Origin of the sequence: Vibrio sp. V08_P9A1T1 (genome assembly GCF_963874405.1) — a bacterium.
Classification (GTDB): Bacteria; Pseudomonadota; Gammaproteobacteria; order Enterobacterales; family Vibrionaceae; genus Vibrio; species Vibrio anguillarum.
On the sequence record NZ_CAWNIB010000267.1, the window covers coordinates 1 to 19,505 of the forward strand.

Annotated in this window: 12 protein-coding genes; 7 read left to right on the forward strand and 5 right to left on the reverse strand. The window is 44.2% G+C overall.

Annotation, left to right across the window (positions count from 1 at the left end; translation table 11 throughout):
• Positions 1-286 precede the first annotated feature (286 nt).
• Positions 287-1,300, forward strand: coding sequence for a porin OmpU (gene ompU, locus AACT21_RS12455; RefSeq protein WP_094164253.1), 1,014 nt, complete (start codon positions 287-289; stop codon positions 1,298-1,300).
• 99 nt (positions 1,301-1,399) lie between these two features.
• Positions 1,400-2,842 (forward strand): serine-type D-Ala-D-Ala carboxypeptidase, encoded by a 1,443-nt coding sequence (gene dacB, locus AACT21_RS12460; protein WP_094164254.1) that lies wholly within the window; start codon positions 1,400-1,402, stop codon positions 2,840-2,842.
• Here dacB and AACT21_RS12465 read toward each other — a convergent pair.
• Positions 2,821-3,666, reverse strand: coding sequence for a magnesium transporter (locus tag AACT21_RS12465; protein ID WP_064624449.1), 846 nt, complete (start codon positions 3,664-3,666; stop codon positions 2,821-2,823). The two genes, dacB and AACT21_RS12465, sit on opposite strands and share 22 nt — an antisense overlap.
• 471 nt (positions 3,667-4,137) lie before the next feature.
• Positions 4,138-5,325, reverse strand: coding sequence for a tyrosine--tRNA ligase (tyrS, locus tag AACT21_RS12470; RefSeq protein WP_013857629.1), 1,188 nt, complete (start codon positions 5,323-5,325; stop codon positions 4,138-4,140).
• 129 nt (positions 5,326-5,454) lie between these two features.
• On the opposite strand from tyrS, the gene AACT21_RS12475 reads away from it, so the two are divergent.
• Positions 5,455-6,747, forward strand: coding sequence for a peptidoglycan DD-metalloendopeptidase family protein (locus tag AACT21_RS12475; protein ID WP_017045385.1), 1,293 nt, complete (start codon positions 5,455-5,457; stop codon positions 6,745-6,747).
• A 51-nt stretch (positions 6,748-6,798) separates the two neighbouring features.
• On the opposite strand, the gene AACT21_RS12480 is transcribed toward AACT21_RS12475, so the two are convergent.
• From AACT21_RS12480 to erpA, 3 genes are all read right to left on the reverse strand, one after another.
• Positions 6,799-9,897, reverse strand: a complete 3,099-nt coding sequence (locus AACT21_RS12480; protein WP_088728621.1) for an efflux RND transporter permease subunit — start codon at positions 9,895-9,897, stop codon at positions 6,799-6,801.
• Between the two features lie 8 nt (positions 9,898-9,905).
• Complete coding sequence (locus tag AACT21_RS12485) at positions 9,906-11,012, reverse strand: efflux RND transporter periplasmic adaptor subunit (RefSeq protein ID WP_094164256.1); 1,107 nt, start codon at positions 11,010-11,012, stop codon at positions 9,906-9,908.
• A 126-nt stretch (positions 11,013-11,138) separates the two neighbouring features.
• Positions 11,139-11,480, reverse strand: coding sequence for an iron-sulfur cluster insertion protein ErpA (erpA, locus tag AACT21_RS12490; protein WP_026027518.1), 342 nt, complete (start codon positions 11,478-11,480; stop codon positions 11,139-11,141).
• 322 nt (positions 11,481-11,802) lie between these two features.
• Here erpA and hemL point away from each other — a divergent pair, with 322 nt between their 5' ends.
• The 4 genes from hemL to AACT21_RS12510 all read left to right on the forward strand — a co-directional run bounded on the left by hemL (position 11,803) and on the right by AACT21_RS12510 (position 19,177).
• Positions 11,803-13,098: a glutamate-1-semialdehyde 2,1-aminomutase gene (hemL, locus tag AACT21_RS12495; protein ID WP_094164258.1), complete on the forward strand. Its 1,296-nt coding sequence runs from the start codon at positions 11,803-11,805 to the stop codon at positions 13,096-13,098.
• A 277-nt stretch (positions 13,099-13,375) separates the two neighbouring features.
• The gene (locus tag AACT21_RS12500) at positions 13,376-14,461 is read left to right on the forward strand and encodes an AI-2E family transporter (RefSeq protein ID WP_017045856.1); all 1,086 of its coding nucleotides are present in this window, start codon (positions 13,376-13,378) and stop codon (positions 14,459-14,461) included.
• A gap of 83 nt (positions 14,462-14,544) precedes the next feature.
• Positions 14,545-15,588 (forward strand): 16S rRNA (guanine(1207)-N(2))-methyltransferase RsmC, encoded by a 1,044-nt coding sequence (rsmC, locus tag AACT21_RS12505; protein WP_094164257.1) that lies wholly within the window; start codon positions 14,545-14,547, stop codon positions 15,586-15,588.
• 199 nt (positions 15,589-15,787) lie between these two features.
• Positions 15,788-19,177, forward strand: coding sequence for a response regulator (locus tag AACT21_RS12510; RefSeq protein WP_026029022.1), 3,390 nt, complete (start codon positions 15,788-15,790; stop codon positions 19,175-19,177).
• The last annotated feature ends 328 nt before the right edge of the window (positions 19,178-19,505 follow it).

Consider the following 19,505-nt stretch of genomic DNA (forward strand, 5'->3'; position numbering starts at 1 on the left):
ATTCAGACCAGTTGATAAAAACCAATAAACCAAATAAAAAACAAAGACTTGATATTTATTTACACGAAATAAAACGGTGTTCATAAACCTGTTTTATATCATTTTACTAACTAATTTCGGAACTTAAGAGTAAAAAGTAGAACACGAAATGCTAGTAACGTTTGGTTGTACGTTAGTGAAGGTTTACAAAACCCAACCTATGCAACTCAATGTTCAAAAGCACTCGAAGGACGATATAGACGTCGCAAATAAAAATATTTATGGACAGTAAATTAGGACTAATAAGATGAACAAAACTCTGATTGCTTTAGCAGTATCAGCTGCTGCAGTAGTAACTGGTGTAAATGCTGGTGAGCTATACAACCAAGACGGTACATCTCTAGAAATGGGCGGCCGCGCAGAAGCACGTCTTTCTCTTAAAGATGGCAAAGCGGACGATGCATCACGCGTACGTCTAAACTTCCTAGGTAAAGTAGCGATCAACGACAGCCTATACGGTGTTGGTTTCTACGAAGGTGAGTTCACTACTAACGACCAAGGCGAAAACAAGTCAAATAATAACCTAGACAACCGTTACACTTATGCAGGTATCGGCGGTAATTTCGGTGAAGTGACTTACGGTAAAAACGACGGCGCGCTAGGTGTTATCACTGACTTTACTGATATCATGGCTTACCACGGCAACTCAGCAGCGTATAAAATCGCTGTAGCAGACCGCGTAGACAACATGGTGGCTTATAAAGGTCAATTTGCTGATCTAGGCGTTAAAGCAAGCTACCGTTTTGCTGATCGTTCTGCAGATAAAGATAGCAACGGTGTATGGAATGCGGAATACACAGACAACAATGCAGACGGCTACTCTCTATCGGCTATCTATGCAATCGGCGACACTGGCGTTGTGCTAGGTGCGGGTTACGCAGATCAAGATACAGCAGCGAATAAGTCTTCTGATCAATACATGCTAGCAGCGTCTTACGCTATCTCTGATTTCTACTTCGCTGGTACTTTTGTTGATGGTCAAGACAAAGCAGCAAGCAAAACAGATAAAACTGGTTATGAGCTAGCAGCAAAATACACTATGGGTCAAGCTGTATTCACTTCTACTTACAACTACCTAGAATCTAAAAATTCTGGCAATAAAGCAGATGAAGCTGATAACTTTGCAGTTGATGCAACTTACTTCTTCAAACCTAACTTCCGTTCGTACATCTCTTACAACTTCAACCTACTTGATTCAGACAAAGTAGGTAAAGCTAAATCTGAAGACGAACTAGCACTAGGTCTACGTTACGACTTCTAATTCTTGGCTTAATGTCATAGATTTAAAACGCCTGCTTGCTAGCAGGCGTTTTTTTATCTCGCTATACTGTATGCACATTCCGCCCTGAAATGCCGTGTTATGCTCTTATTAAACCGCAGTGCTTTTTTATTCATCCTCTCGTTCTTCTTTCCTTTATCGACTTTGGCGTATACGCCTTTGCAAACACTGCCACAAGGTACTCGGGTGGGTTTATTCGTTCACTCTTTAGCCACTGAACAGGTTTTTCAAGATACTAATAACATACAAGCGCTTTTCCCTCCTGCCAGCACTTTAAAAATGCTCACCGCGCTTGCCGCCACGCTAGAGCTTGGCGAACAATTTCGCTTCACGACTCAGCTAACTCAACATGGCGATGACATTGTTATTCACTTCTCTGGCGACCCTACGTTAACCAGCCAAGATATGAAGCAGCTACTCAGCGAGCTAAAAAAACAGGGCATCTCACAAATAAAAGGCAACCTTTGGTTAGATAATTCAGCCTTTTCAGGTTACGACCGCGCGGTTGGATCACCTTGGGATATTCTGGGGGTATGCTATAGCGCCCCATCAAGTGCAATTACTCTGGATGGTAATTGTGTGCAAGCCTCTATTTATACGCAGCCGAACGGGAAAACTCGGGTTTATGTGCCTGAGCACTATCCCATTCACGTGACCAGCTACGCAAGAAGTGTTACTAAGACTGAACAAGAGAGCGCTCGCTGTGATTTAGAACTGCGTACTTCAGAGCAGAACCATTACCAGCTCGACGGCTGTTTGGCAGAGCGAACACAACCTCTGCCACTAAAGTTTGCCGTGCAAGACCCAAACTTATACGCCACACGTATGATTTATAAGCAACTCAAACAAGTGGGCATTGAATTGCTAGGCGAGATTAAGCTGGGTGTAAAGCAAGATGAACTGAGCATAGAAAAGGGTGCATTGATAGCAACACATCAATCTATGCCACTGTACCCGTTGTTAGAAATGATGCTTAAAGAGTCTGACAATTTGATTGCTGACAGTTTAACCAAAACACTTGGCCAGCATTTTTTTATTCAACCCGGCAGTTTTAGTAATGGTACCGAGGCGATCAAGCAGATCCTTTTTTCTCGAACAGGCATCAACTTGGCACAAGCTCAGTTGGCTGATGGTTCGGGTTTATCACGTAACAACCGCCTGTCAGTACAAAATATGGTGGATGTGCTGAATTACATTTGGGTTAATAATCAAACCCTTAAGCTTATTGATATCATGCCTAAAGCCGGTGAATCCGGTACCTTACAGTACCGACGTAGTATGCGTGGCCAAGCTATACAAGGGCAACTGATTGCCAAAAGTGGTTCGCTTTATGGAACGCATAACATGGCGGGCTTCGGTTTAGATAAACAAGGAAAACCGAGTACATTATTTGTTCAATTCATCACTGATTATTATCCGCAAGATCAAGGCGATAACACTAGTGTTACCGCCCCAATTGCTCAATTTGAGACGCTCTTCTTTGAAGATGTCGTTAAGTTCAGTCAGCTCAGTCCTAATGAATAGTTCACCACGTTAAAGTAGATCCACATACCCGAAATATCGACGATAGAAGCCAGTACAGGGCTAACTAATACCGCAGGATCTAATTTAAAAACGCGCGCAGCAATGGGTAATAAGCCGCCAATCGTCGTAGAAATAGTGACTTGGATAAAGAGCGCAACCGCAATTGCAAACGCAATGTTTTCTAGTGGAAAGCCTCCGGTTGAGTTGGCATCACTAAACAACATAATGCGAGCCACCATCACCGCAGAGATAGCCAACGCAAGGCAAACCGCAACACGGCACTCCTTCCACAATACACGCAACCATTGACGTTTGCGTAATTCACCAACCGCCAACGCGCGCACGACTAACGTCGCAGCTTGCGAGCCAGTATTCCCACCTGCAGCGGCAATAACAGGCATATACACAGCCAAGAGCACAAGCTGGCTCAATGTATCTTCATACTGGGTAATAATCAGCCCGGATACAATACCAAGTAGTGCCAATACAATAATCCAGCCAATACGCTGCTTTACATGTTCAATCACGCTAGTGGTTAAATAGCTTTGTGCCGTTTCAACTTCTGAGTAAATAAACCCCAATTGGTTAGCGTAATGGCGAGCGCGAATGTCATAGCCCCCTTTATCTAATTCACTGAGTAGTTGCTGAACATAACCAATAGTACAGTGACGTAAAATCGCCACTGCCTCTTCGATAGGCATCACTGCCAATAAATGTACCTGTTTTTGCTGTTCGTACTGCAAAAATGCATTACGAGCCGCACCAATCTCTTCCAAAGAAAAGTTAGGTGAATTTTCAATATAAATGTTGCTCATTACCGTCATGGCGAATCTCCCGATTGGCAAAGGTAACGACCATCGAAATGATACCCAAATGCAATATATTAATGAGCAATGACGTCATTGTTCATCAATGTAATTCACAGATAAGTTTTCATCTCAAACTAGAGAGCAGGAGAAAAATCGAGAGGAGTAAATCAGAAAAGATAAGCCCTACCACTGAAGGTAGGAGCGAAGATCGCCAATACCGAAAGCGGTTATTTTTCTCCCTTCATACTAGGGGGATGGTCGGTATTGTTCATAAAAATCTCCGAAAGTACTACTCAATTAGCAGTGCGCAAATTGTACCAAAGCCTTTGGCGAAATACACTCTGATCTTTGCATCCAATGCGTTCCAATTTCACACATACCCAACCACACCATTCAGATTGAAGATTTTAATATGCCAAGATCAGGCCCAGCAAAAAAGCGCCCTTAGGCGCTTTGATGAATAGACGGTTCACTTTACTGTGATTTTTACTTTACAGTAACTCGTGCGAACTTACGCTTGCCGACTTGGTAAACATAAGTCCCCGCGGCTGGTACATTTTTGCTGTCGTCGATTTTTTCGCCATCTTGTTTGGCTCCGCCTTGCTTGATCATTCGCATCGCATCAGACGTTGAAGCCACTAAACCCGCCTCTTTGAGCAGGTTAGTGATAGCAATACCCGCTGCAAATTCAAATTCTGGCATCTCTTCTGGCATCGCACCTTTTTGGAAGCGGTTGATAAACTCTTGCTCAGCCGCATCCGCCTCTTCTTTAGAGTGAAAACGTGCAATGATCTCTTTCGCCAACAAGATTTTGAGATCGCGTGGGTTCGTGCCATTTTCAACATCAGCTTTGAACTGTGCGACTTCTTCCAATGGACGGAAAGAAAGCAACTCGTAGTAGCTCCACATTAATGTGTCAGAGATCGACATGATTTTGCCAAACATTTCACTTGGTGATTCACTGACACCAATGTAGTTGTGCGCTGATTTGGACATTTTTTTCTCGCCATCCAAACCAACAAGCAGTGGCATCATCAAGACAACTTGTGGTTTTTGACCATGTGCTTTTTGCAGTTCACGGCCCATCAATAGGTTGAATTTTTGGTCAGTACCGCCAAGCTCAACATCTGTCTCCATTGCGACTGAATCATAACCCTGTAGGAGTGGATACATGAATTCATGAATGGCAATAGGCTGACCATTAGCGTAGCGCTTTTTGAAATCATCGCGCTCTAGCATGCGTGCCACTGTTTGGTTCGATGCAAGACGGATCATGCCTTCCGCACCCAATAGAGACAACCATTCAGAGTTAAACTGAATTTTCGTTTTAGCCGGATCGAGGATCTTAAACACTTGTGTCTTATAGGTTTCAGCATTACGCAAAACATCGTCACGAGTGAGCGGTGGACGCGTGGTGTTTTTACCGCTTGGGTCACCAACCATACCCGTGAAATCACCAATCAAAAAGGTGACTTCATGGCCCAAATCTTGAAATGCACGTAATTTATTGAGGATCACCGTATGTCCAAGATGGATATCTGGAGCCGTTGGATCAGCACCTAATTTAATGCGCAGTGGACGGTTTTCTTTCAGTTTCGCGATCAATTCATCTTCTGGGATTAGCTCTTCAACGCCGCGTTTAATTTCAGCTAAAGCCGCTTCAATACTCGCCATTCTTGTTCACTCCTACAGATTTGGCAAAATTTAATAGTTGAACATCTTACTTGAATAGCGATGCTTTTTGAAACCAGTTAGACTAACGAACCGGCTAATTTCTTTATAATTTACTAAACGAACCTAAATATGCTTTCAATTTTCGCTCGTCTCCCTTGGGTGCATCGAATCCTCATCGCCTTTTTAAGCGCACTCATGGTTTTCGCGCTGCTATTTCTACCAAACCCTGAAGATCTCGCTCAGGATCCGAATCGTCTAGAAATTGGTCGCCATTATCCATTAACCATTAACGCAGAAGCACTCTCTCCGGGAATATCTATCTCGCCTTCCACCATGCTGCGTTGGGAAACTTATCAAGTTAAATCGGGGGAAAGTGCCGCCGTATTATTTCAGCGAATTGGGCTTTCGGCTCGCTTACTCTATCAACTCACGGCAACAAATCGTGATATTGACAGCCAGCTTTCACGACTTAAGCCAGGAGATGAGCTGCAATTTGGCTTTGATGAAAATAATGAACTTGTTCAACTCAATCGCATTATTAGCGCCTTTGAAACCTTTCGTATCACTAAATCGGGCGATGGCTTTACTTCTGAGTTTGATAAAAAAGAGCTGATGTTCCAGTACAACTATGCCGAAGCGATCATTACTTCAAATTTTTGGAATGCGGGGATAAGCGCGGGTTTAACAGCAAACCAAATCATGGAGTTAGCGGGTATATTTGGTTGGGATGTGGATTTTGCGTTAGATATTCGTGAAGGTGACCAATTTAAGCTGCTATTCCAAGAAAAGGTGGTGGAAGGTGAGGTAATTGGCCGCGGAAATATCATTGCCGCCGCCTTTACCAACCAAGGTACGACGTTCACAGCAATATTGGACGATGCAACAGGCAATTACTATGACGAAAATGGCCGGGCCATGAAAAAGGCCTTTTTACGCTCACCGATCGATTTTCGTCGCGTGACATCGAATTTCAATCCTGTGCGTCGCCACCCCGTCACAGGAAAAGTCACCGCACACAGAGGAACCGATTATGCCGCGCCAGTTGGTACCCCAATTTGGGCCGCCGGCGATGGTGTGGTTGAGAAATCAAGTTACAACCAATTTAATGGTAATTATGTGTTTATTCGTCACAGCAACACCTACATTACCAAATACCTACACTTACAACGACGTATGGTCAAAACTGGTCAACGAGTCAAACAAGGACAAACGATTGGTACTTTAGGCGGGACAGGAAGAGTTACCGGCCCTCATCTCCACTATGAATTTTTGGTCAACGGTGTACACAAAAACCCAAGAACGGTCTCTTTACCGCAATCTAAATCCTTAACGGGCCAAGCAAAAAGCACCTTTATCGCCAATGCTCAAATTAGGCTTGGGAAGCTAGAACGCTATAGCCAATTACTCTATGCCAATAAATAATAAAAAAAGGCCCACCAATAATGTGGGCCTCATTGTGTAAGATTGAGCAGATTACTCTTCGAGAGTAGGTGGTGGTTCCTTACGTCCCAACATCAACAAGCAAGGCGTCAGCACTAACGTTAAGACAGTGGCAAAAGCAAGGCCTCCCGCAACGGCCGTGGCGAGTTGTGACCACCATTGCGTGCTGGGAGCACCAAACTCAATTTTCTGGTTAATCAAGTCGATGTTCATCTCCAGTACCATTGGCAATAACCCTAAAATAGTCGTCACTGTGGTCAATAAAACGGGCCTTAAACGCTGAACACCAGTGCGTAAAATGGCCTCTTGTTTTGACAAGCCTCTGCGTATCAGTTGGTTATAAGTATCTATCAATACGATATTGTTATTCACCACGATGCCGGCCAAGGCGATGACCCCAATACCTGACATAATAATGCCGAAAGGTTTTTGGAAAATCAGCAGACCTGCAAATACTCCGACCGTTGAAAACAGTACTGCACTTAAAATGAGGAATGCTTGGTAAAAACTATTAAATTGCGTAACCAGAATTAACCCCATCACCACCAGCGCAATCAAAAAGGCATTTTTTAGAAATTCTGAGGAATGTTCCTGCTCTTCATTTTGCCCTCGTAATTTAAACTCCACCCCATTAGGTAAATTCAGTTCCGACAATGCTTGAGTAACTTTCGGCAATTCAAGGGCCAGATTATACCCTTCCTTTAGATCCGCCATAATATCGATAACCCGTCGACCATCAATCCGTTTGATCGTATCTTGTTTGTGATCCGGTTTTATCTGCGCAAAATTGGTTATCGGCACCAGACCTGCGGGTGTGTTGACCCGTAACTGATCAAATCGACCAATATCCCGCTTATCCTCTGGATAACGCACCAAAATATCGACCTCTTCGTTTGCATCATCAGGCAAGTAGTCACCAATTTTTAATCCATTAGTCACAAATTGCACTGTGTTACCTACCAATGTCGCATCGGCTGAAAATCGAGAGGCATCATCTCGTCGAATATCAATTCGCCAGTCAATCCCTTCTTTATTTGAGGTGTCACTGATGTTAGTCAACGCGGGATTGTTATCAGCCCACTTTCTGACCATTTTAGCGGCCTCATTAAGATTTTCAGGAGTACGCGCCGACATTTCAATCACCAGATCATGCTCAACCGGTGGCCCTGCATCTGGAAATTTATACTCGATTTCCACCCCTGAAAACTGATCCGTGGTGCTTTTGAGCTCTTCAATAATCGCTTTGACGGTGCGGCGATATTGCCAATCAACAGGGGTAATTTGAATCTGGCCAATTTCATCCTCTCCCCCCGTTCGAGTATAGACGCTCTCAAATTCCTCATGGCCAAGCATCACCTGCTCAATTTCTCGCATTAAGGTGTCTTTTTCTTGGATGGAAAGATCGCCATAAGAACGAACTTTAACGGTGAAATAAGGCGGATCCACCTCTGGGAAGAATTCGGCACCGAGCCCTGCTTTGGCATAAGCAAAACCAATCACAATCGCGAGCACTATCGCACTGAACAGTATTTTAAGTGGGTGACGAATCGCAATGGCCAACGTGTGATAATAGAGCTTGGTGATGCCCGTCGCTTGGGCAAAATCACCTTCATGTAAAGCAATCATCCGTGCTTGACTGGCAGCCGAAGCATGTTGCGGTCGGCCAATTAAGCCTCCTAGCACAGGTACGAAAAGCAGTGCCATAATCAGTGAAGCAGCCAGTGTAGCGATAAGCGTGAGAGGCAAGTATTTCATAAACTCACCCGTGATATCCGGCCAAAAAAGCAGAGGGGCAAAAGCGGCTAAAGTGGTAGCGGTTGATGCGGTAATCGGCCATGCCATCCGTTTTGCTGCATCTCGATACGCTTCTTTACGCGGCACACCTTCTTGCATGCGCCGATCAGCAAACTCAGTTACCACTATGGCTCCATCAACCAGCATGCCAACCGCCATAATTAATGCAAATAACACGACAATATTGACGGTTAGCCCAAACACCGACAAGACTAGTAATCCGGTCAAAAATGAGCCTGGTATTGAGATACCAACCAGCAGCGCCGTCCTCATTCCCAAAATAGCGATAATCACGATCACGACTAAAATAATGGCCGACAGAATATTGTTTTGTAGATCGTTGAGCATGATTTCAACGTCTTTCGACTCATCCCACGTGTATTTCACCAACAAATTACTTGGCCAATCTTCCCGTTTTTGCGCCTCTCCCATTACCGTTTTTACCAGCTCAACGGTTTCGATGATATTTTCACCAGCACGCTTTTTAACGTCCAACACCACCGCCGATTTGCCATCTAAACGAGCAAAGCTTTCGGGGTCCCGAAATGCTCGTCTGACGGTCGCGATATCGCCAAAGGTGATTACTTGCTTACCATCAACCTTCACCGGAAGCTCTAACACATCTTTCAAGGATTCAAAAACAGAAGGAACCTTTACGGAAAAACGTCCGTAGCCCGTATCGACGAAACCCGCCGCAACGACTTTATTATTCAGTGCGATTAAGTTATAGATATCGCCTTGATCGAGTCCGTAACTTTCCATCAATAGGGGATCGACAATGATCTCAACAATATCTTCGCGATCGCCAGCGATATCAACTTCTAATACTTGTCGGTAGCTTTCTAATTTGTCTCTCAACTGCCTTGCAATTTGTACGATAGCTCGCTCTGGTAAAGTGCCATAAAGCACCACTGATAATACCGGTTGCTCTGATGCCAATGTTACTTCGTTCACGGTCGGCTCATCGCTGTCTGCGGGTAGCTTCGGCTCGGCCAAATTGACCGCATCTCTCACATCCGCCATCGCTTTATCAAGGTTAACGCCAACGTTAAACTCCAAAACTACAGAAGCATGCCCTTCGGAAGCATTCGACGTCATCTCTTTTACGCCTTCAATAGAGCGCATTTCTTGCTCTAGGGGCCGCACGATAAGGCGCTCAGCATCACTCGGTGATATGCCTTGATGACTTACGGAGACATAAATAATAGGAATAGTAATGTCAGGGCTCGATTCTTTAGGGATCGAAAAATAGGTCGCCACGCCAGCGATCAAGATAAAAATCAGCAGCGATAACATAGTGCGCGAGCGAGAGAGCGCCGCATCAATAATAGAAAACATGGCGCCCCCTACTGCGCTGAGTGGTTAGGTTTCTTGACCGCAATCACTTGATCACCATCTCGAACAAAACCTTGCCCAACGGTGATAATATCCACCGTCTCCCCTAGCCCAGTTAGCCACACACCATCTTGCTCCGCTTTTACCAATTGAATGGGGATGAAGCGAACACGATCTTGCTGCAGAGTTTTAACGCCTAAATTTCCTTGATCATCAAGCGCAAGCATGGCAGGCGTAATTTTCACCGCCAGTTGTGTTTCCAAACTCATCTCCACTTCAGCGCTCACACCCGCGGGGATCGTTTGATTGGGATTGTCTAATTCCACTTCGATAGCAAACGTGTTGGTGGTAGGCGATGAGACGCGAGAAATATAACGAACCTTGCCATCGACAATAGAACCATCGATAAAACGTACACGAGCAATTTGGTCTTGTTTGATTTTTTGGATGTGTCGTTCGCTGACATCCGCTTCTATCACTAATTTGCTGAGATCAATAAAGGTGACCATCGGGTCACCTACTCCGACAAAATCGCCTTTTTCTATCAATATGTCTTCAACAATGCCATCGAAGGGAGCCACAACTGACGTATTACGTAAAGCCAATTGGGCACGACTTTGCACAGCGCTGGCTTCCGCTAAAGCGGCTTGCGCCGAAGCAAAGGCCACTTCGCCTTGCAAACCTCGATTTTTTAACGACTCAGCGGCACTGAATTCTTTTTGTTTGAGTTTGAACAAGGCTTGCGCACTCTCTAATTGAGCCGCTAGATCAGCTTGATCGATTAAGACGATCTGTTGTCCTTTATTGACAGGCTGTCCTTTTGCTATCGATATCTGAGTAATTTTTCCTGCGATTTCAGCACCAATTTTAGCTTGACGATTAGGTGCGGTCCGACCGTAAAGATCGATATGCTTATCGGTCGATTCAGCCTCAAAAGATTGGTAAATAACTTTCGCAAGAGGAATGGTGTCATTGGCAGTTTGCCGGGGCTCTTCCGCTTTCAATGCCCCAAAACCTAACCAAAAACAGAGAAGTAGGATAAAAATCGTCGAGAGTAGCCAAGGTCGTTGCGAAAAAAAGCGGCCAATAGATGAACGGCTGATTTTGGTATCAGGCATAAATAATCCTTTATTATGTTCTTGCCTTCTTAAGGTTAAGGCAAAGCCCTACATAACATCCAAATACGTAGGGCTATTAAGCTTAATTAGCTACAGTAGATTAATTGTGCATCGAACCTTTTTTAGTTAAACACTAAATGATGCACCACAACCGCATGTTGTTGTTGCATTAGGATTATTGACAAAAAAACGAGAGCCTTCTAGGCCTTCTGTGTAATCGACAATGCCACCTATCAAATATTGTAAGCTCATCGGGTCAACCACTAATGTCACGCCACTATTAACTATTGTGGTATCGCCATCGTTTACATTTTCATCAAAGGTAAACCCATATTGAAAACCGCTACAACCACCACCAGTAATATAAACGCGCAGTTTTAGCGCTGGATTCTCTTCTTCAGCAATCAACATTTTTACGCGTTGTGCTGCAGTATCAGAAAATGACAATGGTACATTTACTTCACTCACGATGGCCTCTCTCACTCGTGTTAATACCTGTCAGACTTATTATGCTTAACTTATGCCTGTAAAGGTGATTCTTTTTTAATAATGCAATGATTATCTAATACCTGACCTATTCGTTCAAGTATTCACCGTCACTTAAGCTAAAACTCCAACTATCGAGGCATTATGCACTGAAAAAACACTCACTGTCGCGTGAGTTGTACACTATACGGCGCTTATTTGGCTGTGAATGAGCTCAGAAAATGAGTGAAAAAAAGTGTCTTTGGTGAGTTTGGGTATACAATGCGACACCAACTGGTCCGAACAAGCAGAAGAGGATAAATCCATGACCAAATCAGCAGAGCTTTATCAAAAGGCACAACGTGCAATCCCCGGTGGAGTTAACTCTCCTGTACGTGCTTTTAACGGAGTTGGTGGCTCGCCGATTTTTATCGACCGCGCAGACGGCCCGTTGATTTTTGATGCTGATGGCAAAGCTTATATTGATTATGTCGGCTCTTGGGGGCCAATGATACTAGGCCACAACCATGCGGTCATTCGTGAAGCCGTGATAGGCGCAGCGCAGCGCGGTCTCAGTTTTGGTGCGCCGACCGAGATGGAAATCGATATGGCAGAATTAGTTTCTGAGCTGGTTCCATCAATGGAACAGTTGCGTATGGTCAGTTCCGGTACCGAAGCGACGATGAGCGCCATTCGTTTAGCTCGTGGATTCACTGGGCGCGATAAAATTTTAAAATTTGAAGGCTGCTATCACGGTCATGCGGACAGTTTGCTAGTAAAAGCAGGCTCTGGCGCCTTAACATTAGGCCAACCAAGCTCTCCTGGTGTGCCTGCTGATTTTGCTAAACATACACTGACCGCCACTTTTAATGATTTAGAATCTGTACGTGAATTGTTCGCGGCCAATAAAGACCAAATAGCCTGCATTATCGTCGAACCAGTCGCGGGCAATATGAACTGCATTCCACCAGTAGAAGGGTTCCATGAAGGCTTACGTGAGATTTGTGACCAAGAAGGCGCTCTGCTGATCTTTGATGAAGTAATGACAGGGTTTCGTGTTGCACTAGGTGGTGCACAGGCTTACTACAACATCAAACCAGACTTAACAACACTGGGGAAAGTGATTGGCGGTGGTATGCCTGTTGGCGCTTTTGGTGGACGCCGTGATGTGATGCAATACATCGCTCCAACGGGCCCGGTGTACCAAGCTGGTACGCTATCAGGTAACCCTGTGGCTATGGCTGCGGGTTATGCCTGCTTGACGCTTCTAAAAGAAGAAGGCAATGAAAAACGTCTCGCGGCCAAAACAAAGCAATTGGCTGATGGATTCAAAGAACTCGCAGACAAACACGGTATTCCTTTGCTGGTCAACCAAGTTGGTGGCATGTTCGGCTTCTTTTTTACCGATCAAGAACGCGTCACCTGTTATGAAGAAGTCGCAAAATGTGATGTTGAACGTTTCAAGCGCTTCTTCCATTTGATGCTCGATCATGGTGTCTATTTAGCGCCTTCAGCTTTTGAAGCAAGTTTTACCTCTTTGGCGCATGGTTCCAAAGAAATTGAAGCGACATTAGAAGCGGCCGATCGCTGCTTTGCGATGATGGCAGCTCAAGCGGAATAAGCACCATTAGGCAGACTCATCATAATTATAAAGGGCTGTAGATCAGCCCTTTATTCATTTCAGACTCAATAAGCAAGCTATCATTGCCAGTAATAAATCACTAAAACGACCAACGCCATCATGCTGATGGCAAACCACGGTAGCTTCAACTTTTTTTTATGCTGGTTTTGACACCCTTTTTCATTATCACAACATCCCATCTCATCAGTTCCTCATTGATAACACGCTGATTTGCAGTCATTATAACCCTATTACTTTACAAGGTTGGATTAACAACGTGTCAGAAAAAGTGAAAATCACCTCTAGCCACTGGGTGCTCATTGCGGCACTTGTCGCTGCGGCTATTGCTTGTTATCTGTTGATTGCACCTTATATCAACTCGATTGTGATGGCTTTCATCATCTCGTTATTGATGTTTCCCATTCATGAGTGGCTCGAACGAAAAATCCCCAAATACAAAAATACCGCCTCGTTTCTCTCGTGTATTATTTTGACGTTTATTATTGTGATTCCACTGCTGTTTGTCTTTGCTGCTATTGTGCAGCAAGGGTCGGTATTTTCTCAGAACATGTACCAATGGGTCACTCATGGTGGCATTCAAACCGCCTTTGCTCATCCTTGGATTGTCAAAGGACTCGCCATTGCGAATCAATATTTGCCCTTTGATGAAATTCAGCCACAACAAATCGCACAAAAAGTGGGGCAATTTGCCAGTTCATTTGGCACCAACTTGGTCAGTATTAGCGCAAAAGTGCTGGGTGATGCGACCAGTTTTTTGATGGATTTCTTCTTAATGCTGTTCGTGTTGTTTTTCCTACTCCGTGATCACGATAAGCTCATCAGCGCTCTTAGGCACATCTTGCCATTGTCGCGTAGTCAAGAAGACAGGTTGCTCTGCGAAATTGAGCAAGTCTCCAAATCGGCTGTCATGGGGTCATTTTTAACCGCAATAGCGCAAGGCTTTGCGGGTGGGTTTGGTATGTGGCTCGCCGGTTTCCCTGGGTTATTTTGGGGCACCATGATGGGGTTTGCTTCGTTTATTCCGGTTGTCGGTACTGCTCTGATATGGATTCCAGCCACTATTTATCTCTTTCTAACCGGAGATAGCACATGGGGCATATTCTTGGCCCTCTGGAGCGTTATAGTTGTTGGCTCAATTGATAATTTATTGCGGCCCTTTTTAATGCAAGGGAGCGCGGGCATGAACACCTTAATGATCTTCTTCTCTCTGCTCGGTGGTATTCAGCTGTTTGGCCTGATTGGGTTAATTTACGGCCCACTCATTTTTGCCATCACTATGGTGCTGTTTAATATTTATGAGGAAGAGTTTAAAGGTTTTCTCAATCAACAAGATAATAGCTAACTTTTGACTTACTGACGATCAAGCTAGAAGCAAGGGGCAGACTGTGCGAGAATCTGCCCCTCTTTTTTAGCGCAGAGCCTACTATGTCCAGTTACACCGCACCAAGTCAAATTGCCCAGCGTCAGCTTGCTTATTTCGAAGGAAAACATCTTTTAGTGGCTGGAGAAGCGGAGGATTTATTTCCTGTAGAGTTAGCTAATCATTGTCGCTCTGTTTCGGTGTTCACCACTCATTATGGTTACTACCGCCAACTCGAATCCTATTCGCAAATTACATGTCATTTTGGCGCTCAATTTGAGCAAAAAACCGATGCTGACATGATTCTGCTTTACTGGCCCAAAGCGAAGCAGGAAGCTGAATATCTGCTTGCGATGCTGTTGGCCAAACTGGGCAAAGAGACTGAGATTGTGGTCGTGGGTGAAAACCGATCGGGCATAAAAAGCATTGAAAAAATGTTTGCAGCTTATGGGGTGGTTAAAAAGTATGATTCAGCTCGACGCTGTTCGTTCTATTGGGGGCAATGCACTCAGCAGCCACCAAGCTTCCAAATTGCAGGCTGGTTCAAAACTTATCAGGTGCAGTATCAGCAACACGCACTGATTGTAAAAAGTTTACCTGGCGTATTTAGTCATGGCGAGTTTGACCTCGGCAGCCAGCTGTTACTCGATACACTGCCTAAACTGAGAGGAAAAGTTCTCGACTTTGGTTGTGGTGCTGGTGTGTTGGGTACAGTAATGGCCACATTAAACCCAGATATCAAGATTGAACTGTGCGATATCAGCGCGCTTGCGATTGAATCAACCAAAGCAACCTTGATAGCGAATAACATATCAGGGAATGTATTTGCCTCTGATGTCTACTCAGATACCGCTAAAGATTATCAATTTATCGTCTCAAACCCCCCTTTCCACTCCGGATTAGAGACCAGCTATAGTGCGACAGAAGCCTTACTGGCTAACGCACCAAGCCATCAAACCGTGAAAGGCGAACTTTTTATTGTGGCCAACAGTTTTCTTAAATATACCCCGCTGATTGAACAGGCTTATGGTCATTGCGAGGTGTTAAATAAGACTAACAAATTCATCATTTACCACGCAAAAAAAACATTACAAAAGTCGCAACAATAAGTGTAATCTACTCTCAATTGGTCACTAAACTGGATGATTTTTACGAATTTTGCGTTAGTGACCACGCTTTCCACAGGACTTACTTGTCAAAGTAAAAAAACTCGTTAATTTCGTCACTTTAGGTTTTCTTTGTTTTTTTCATTCACTTTAACGACTACCTCATGCCGTTAAAGCCTCACGGAAAGTAATGCCTTTTTCTATGTTTAGGTTCTCTCGTAAGCAAAAATTTAAGCGCCTGCAAAATACTCTTATGCTGGCTTTTCTCGTTTTGAGCATCACGCCTTTAACTGTGACTGCCATTTTTTTTCTGCAATCACACACTAAAGATCTTCAAGAACAAAGCACGTCTCACTTATTGTCAGTCAGAGACACTAAGCAACAGCAAGTTCTCGATTACCTCACGGCCAAAGAATCAGAAGTGATGGGGTTTGTCCGTTCAGAGTTAGCTTATGCTAGTGGGGGGCGCTTTTACGGCTTAGTCAATGCGTTCCAAAGACTTGGTCTGGATATTGATCAAGCTCGTGAGCATGCCCAGCAGCGTTATATTCCTGGTTCTGGTGATCAGATAAAAACGTCAATATTGCCACAATCGAGCAGCTATGTAGGCAGTGAACGGTATCGCCTACTGCACAAACGCTATCATTGGGCGTATTTAGAACTGCTTAAACGTTCTGATTTTGACGATATTTTACTGGTGGATCTCGATGGTGATGTCGTTTATTCCGTTTATAAGCACGACAACTATGGGACGAATTTACTGACCGGAAAATACAAAGATAGCAATCTGGGTAAAACATTCCGTCAGTTAGAGCAGCAAGTTGGCGAACAACGAAAAATCAATGAAGAATATACACCAGTCATTATTTCTGATTTTTCACAACAAGAAGGGCAATCAGTTGCTTGGCTTGGCGCGCCCATTATTCAACAGGGCTACCTGCACAGCTACGCCATGTTCCGCCTACCAAACAATGGCATCACAAAGCTCGTTGCTGACACCAATGCGACATCGCAAATAAGGACTTTACTCGTCGGGCAAGATCATCATTCTCGAATACTCTCTTACACGCAGCAAGAAATCGAGACTAGTCAAAAAGTGATCAATCTTGCGCTTTCTGGATTGAGTGCCGTTGGTACTTACACCAATACATTGAATGAGAAAACCATTGCCGCCTATGCACCTGTTGCAAACAAAAACATCAATTGGGCCTTGGTCGTAGAGATACCAGAAAAAGAGGCTTATGCGCGAGTTCATCAGCTTGAGAAGTTATTTATTTTCGCCATGCTAACCGCGATTATTTTAGTCGTCATCGCTTCACATTATCTCTCTAATTTTATTACCTCTCCCCTACTGAAGCTCACTTGGGCGGCAGAAAAAGTCTCAGCTGGGGATTTAGATGAAAATGTTATCAATACCGATCGTAAAGATGAGATTGGTCGACTCGCAGTGAGTTTTGAGCGTATGCAGCGTTCAATCCGAGAAAAAATGCAGCTGATTAAAGCGCAAAATAAAGAGCTCGAAAGCAACATTCAATTAATCCGCAAACAGAACGATGAGTTGCATCTCGCTAACAAACTAAAAGATGAATTCCTAGCCACAACGTCACATGAATTAAGAACACCGCTGCACGGTATGGTCGGTATTGCAGAAGCACTGATCTCTGGGTCAAGTGGAACTATCACCGCCGATCATCGTTATCAATTAGGCATAATCATCAGCAGTGGACAACGGCTGACAAACTTGGTCGATGACTTACTCGATTACCATAAAATGCGCTATGGCAGCTTGGATATCAAACAGTGTGCTGTTGATCTATCCGGCGCAACACGCTTAGTGTTAGAGCTGTCTAACCATCTACTCAACAAAAAGCCCATTCGCGTAATAAACCAAATCCCTGATGAATGCATTTGGGTCTCTGCCGATCCACAACGATTAGAGCAAGTGCTTTATAACCTTGTAGGAAACGCCATTAAATATACGACTGAAGGGAAAATTGTCATTTCAGCCAATGTGGTTGATGACAAGATTCGTGTCCAAGTTGTCGATACGGGGCAAGGCATTCCTGCTGAACAACTTGAACACATCTTCGAGCCACTGATTCAAGCAGGGCAAGATGCTAGTCGTTATCGACAAGGCGCAGGCTTGGGCCTTTCGATCAGCCGTCAATTGATCGAATTAATGCAAGGAACGCTTTATGTCAGTAGCCAACCTATGGTCGGTACGACATTCAGCTTTACCTTACCATTAGCATCAAAAGCGGAAATTGAGTCGACAAGCTATATGGAAGCTGGCCATTTCCAATCTCCGACCATTTCAGACATTGAACTGCCTGAAATGCATTCACTACCTGAAAATAAAGAAGGCCCAGTGCTACTGATAGCAGATGATGAACCCGTCAATCTGCGTGTCCTAGACAGCTTCCTACGTTTAGAAGGCTATCAAGTCCGCACCGCTAAAGATGGCAATGAAGTCATTAGCGCGGTCGAAAAAGAAAAACCGGAACTTCTACTGCTCGACATTATGATGCCAGGATTAAGCGGCTACCAAGTCTGTGAAAAGTTAAGAGAAACATACGATCATGCCGAGCTACCTATCATTATGTTGACGGCATTAAATCAAACTGACGATAGAGTTCGTGGTTTTGCAGCGGGAGCGAACGATTACTTATCGAAACCTTTTAATAAGCAAGAGCTCGCTGCACGTATTACGGCGCATTTAACGGCCAGCAAAGCTGAACAAAGACGTATTGAGAACAACCAACTGCAACAAGAGCTGAAGCATAGAGCAATGGTAGAGGCCAGTTTATTGGAAACCCAAGGCCGTCTACTAGAGCAGCTTGAATCCGCTCCTGAGGCCATTATTTGCATTCGAGACGATCATAAAATCCGCTTTGCGAACGAAGCGGCTGCTCGGTTATTTAAGCGCAGCCAAGAACAACTAAAGCGCTCAAATGCGGAAGAACTCATCGCTCCTAAATACTTAGTCGTCGAGCAAGAGCATTACTGCGGTAATATCGATATCTATGTCGAAGATACACGTCAACATATGTCTGCTGATGTGTTACGACTACCGGATGGCTCTGGGTTGCAGGCTATGTACATCTTTAACGTGGGTGGAAACATCAATGCAGCGCGTATCAATAACCTTGAAACCGCTATTGAAGCGCTATCCAGTTACGCATTTGAAGGCGATAAAGAAAAACTGCAGCAGCTCAAAGAACTCGGTGGCGAGTTCACTCGTATCGCCGACAAAGTATCGGGAGAGAGTCAATCTAAGCAAGATTTAATGCGCGAAGTACTGGTTGAAGCAATGACCAGTGCTTTAGATTACTGGGAACGGGTCAGTAACCAAAGCAAGTTTACCTTTGCAGAGCAGAGTGGGCTATGGCGAGTGTATCTCGATAGAAGCACATTACAGACTCGGACACTAGACAAGTACTTACGTATCGAGACACTGCCTAAAACACCTCGCTGGCGTACCGTTCTTAATTCGTTAGATTACATTCTTGATCATTGTCAGGAGCACGGCCCTGAACGCTCTCACATCGAAGCGCAGCGCGATAAATTGCAAAAGCTACTGACATCACTCTAAGTACATCAACACCATTAAGCCTGCACTCTGCAGGCTTTTTTATCACTATATTTCCATGACCATCAACGGAACAACCACCCCATTGATGCATCCAGAGTTATGACTAGTTAAATTTAATCAATGTTAACCTCAAGCATCCATTACTCTGGTACGCCTTACTCACTGCATATTACAAACCTTACTTCTCAATAGAAAAAAAGAGGCAAAATGATGATGAAAATTGGAAGTAAAAACTGATTTCTAGGCAATTTCACCAGCAGATTTTCAATTGAAGATGAATAAAGATCCAGATTGCGAACCGAATCACAACAATTCGTCAGAATTAATT

Bases quoted from the DNA above. Each gene is read 5' to 3' on its own strand.
- AACT21_RS12475 (WP_017045385.1), top strand. From the start codon at position 5,455: ATGCTTTCAATTTTCGCTCGTCTCCCTTGGGTGCATCGAATCCTCATC.
- AACT21_RS12465 (WP_064624449.1), bottom strand. From the start codon at position 3,666: ATGACGGTAATGAGCAACATTTATATTGAAAATTCACCTAACTTTTCT.
- AACT21_RS12485 (WP_094164256.1), bottom strand. From the start codon at position 11,012: ATGCCTGATACCAAAATCAGCCGTTCATCTATTGGCCGCTTTTTTTCG.
- rsmC (WP_094164257.1), top strand. From the start codon at position 14,545: ATGTCCAGTTACACCGCACCAAGTCAAATTGCCCAGCGTCAGCTTGCT.
- hemL (WP_094164258.1), top strand. From the start codon at position 11,803: ATGACCAAATCAGCAGAGCTTTATCAAAAGGCACAACGTGCAATCCCC.
- ompU (WP_094164253.1), top strand. From the start codon at position 287: ATGAACAAAACTCTGATTGCTTTAGCAGTATCAGCTGCTGCAGTAGTA.
- AACT21_RS12510 (WP_026029022.1), top strand. From the start codon at position 15,788: ATGTTTAGGTTCTCTCGTAAGCAAAAATTTAAGCGCCTGCAAAATACT.
- tyrS (WP_013857629.1), bottom strand. From the start codon at position 5,325: ATGGCGAGTATTGAAGCGGCTTTAGCTGAAATTAAACGCGGCGTTGAA.
- AACT21_RS12480 (WP_088728621.1), bottom strand. From the start codon at position 9,897: ATGTTTTCTATTATTGATGCGGCGCTCTCTCGCTCGCGCACTATGTTA.
- dacB (WP_094164254.1), top strand. From the start codon at position 1,400: ATGCTCTTATTAAACCGCAGTGCTTTTTTATTCATCCTCTCGTTCTTC.